The 1,741-nt window shown below is 68.9% G+C and carries 1 protein-coding gene and 1 pseudogene; both read left to right on the top strand.

The genetic code is table 11. The features are described from left to right. Positions 1-277: 277 nt before the first annotated feature. Entirely contained in the window at positions 278-1,561 is a 1,284-nt protein-coding gene (gene aroA / locus WAN02_RS13545) for a 3-phosphoshikimate 1-carboxyvinyltransferase (RefSeq protein ID WP_422264706.1), read from the top strand. Continuing rightward, positions 1,558-1,741, top strand: a pseudogene (locus tag WAN02_RS13540) (ribosome small subunit-dependent GTPase A); the annotation flags it as partial. The gene aroA and the pseudogene WAN02_RS13540, both read left to right, overlap by 4 nt.

Raw genomic sequence — 1,741 nt, 5'->3', positions numbered from 1 at the left:
ACACGAAACGTGTTGCCCACCACGTCCGAGGGCGTCTCACGCAACAGGTCATGGGCCGCATCGACCGCATCGAGAGCGGAAGTGATCCGTTCCCGCGCCTCGTCAGTGCCGATCGCTGAACCCATATCTCGAACCTACGAACCAGCCCGACAAACCCGACCCCAACAGATGGCGCAAAGCCCGACCTGTGGATCAAATCGCAACTGTGGATAACTCGCATCTGCAAGCCTTCGGGTCGAGACACCGTCACCCTTGCCGACCGGGCAGGATGGAGCACATGAATACCTGGCCCGCCCCCGCTGCCTCGCGGCCGGTACACGCGACGGTGACGGTGCCAGGCTCGAAATCCCAGACCAACCGGGCATTGGTGCTCGCGGCGCTGGCCGCGGTCACCGGCGGCGCCTCAACCATCAGCGGCGCGCTGCGCAGCCGCGACACCGACCTGATGATCGGTGCGCTCGAGACGCTGGGCCTGCGGGTCGACGGACCGGCCGACGAGCTGGCAGTCAGCGGAACGATCGCCCCGCCGCCCGATGCGCGCATCGACTGCGGCCTGGCCGGCACGGTGTTGCGTTTCGTCCCGCCGCTGGCTGCGTTGGGCCTCGCTGCCGTCACGTTCGATGGTGACGAGCAGGCCCGGGTCCGTCCGATCGCGCCGTTGTTGAATGCGCTGCGCGGTCTGGGCGTCGACGTGGACGGCGACGGCCTGCCGTTCGGAGTACGCGGCGCCGGATCGGTCGCCGGCGGGGCGGTGCAGATCGACGCCTCGGCATCGTCGCAGTTCGTCTCCGGGCTGCTGCTGGCCGGAGCATCGTTCACCGACGGCCTGACCGTGCAGCACGTCGGTCAGGCGCTTCCGTCGGCGCCGCATATCGCGATGACGGTCGCCATGCTGCGCCAGGCCGGCGTCGAGGTCGACGACACGACCCCGAACCGCTGGCACGTTCGGCCGGGCCCCGTCGCGGCGCGGCACTGGCACATCGAGCCGGACCTGTCGAATGCCGTCCCGTTCATCGCCGCGGCGGTGGTCAGCGCGGGCACAATGCGCATCACCGGTTGGCCGGCGGTCAGCATCCAACCCGCCGACGCGATCCTGAGTATTCTGCGCCAACTGAATTGCGTTGTGAAACAGGATGATTCGTTCCTGGAAGTCCGCGGGCCACAGTCCTACCCAGGTTTCGACGTCAACCTGCGCGATGTTGGCGAGCTCACGCCGTCGGTGGCAGTGCTCGCGGCGCTGGCCGCTCCGAGTTCTGTCTCACGGCTGTCCGGCGTCGCCCACCTGCGCGGACACGAGACCGACCGGCTGGCCGCGCTGAGCACCGAGATCAACCGGCTGGGCGGCGATTGCCGCGAAACCGCCGACGGGTTGGAGATCACCGCGACGCCGCTGCGTCCCGGCACCTGGCAGTCCTACGCCGACCACCGGATGGCGACCGCCGGCGCGATCGTCGGATTGCGGGTCGCCGGAGTAGAGGTCGACGACATCGAGACCACCGCCAAGACGCTGCCGAATTTCCCTCGAATGTGGACCGACATGCTGCGGGAGTCCAGCGGTTGAGGCCGGGCGACTACGACGAGTCCGACGTCAGGATCCGCTCCGGGAAGGGTTCCCGTCCGCGGACCAAAACACGACCCGAGCACGCCGACGCGAAGCCGGCGAGGGTGGTCAGCGTCGACCGCGGCCGCTGGGGATGTGCGCTCGACGGCGACGCCGAGCGACGGGTCACCGCGATGCGGG

This window comes from Mycobacterium sp. (assembly GCF_049281135.1).
Lineage (GTDB): Bacteria > Actinomycetota > Actinomycetes > Mycobacteriales > Mycobacteriaceae > Mycobacterium.
The sequence above is the reverse complement of the archived record's forward strand: the minus strand, read 5'-3'. Positions and strand labels throughout refer to the sequence as shown.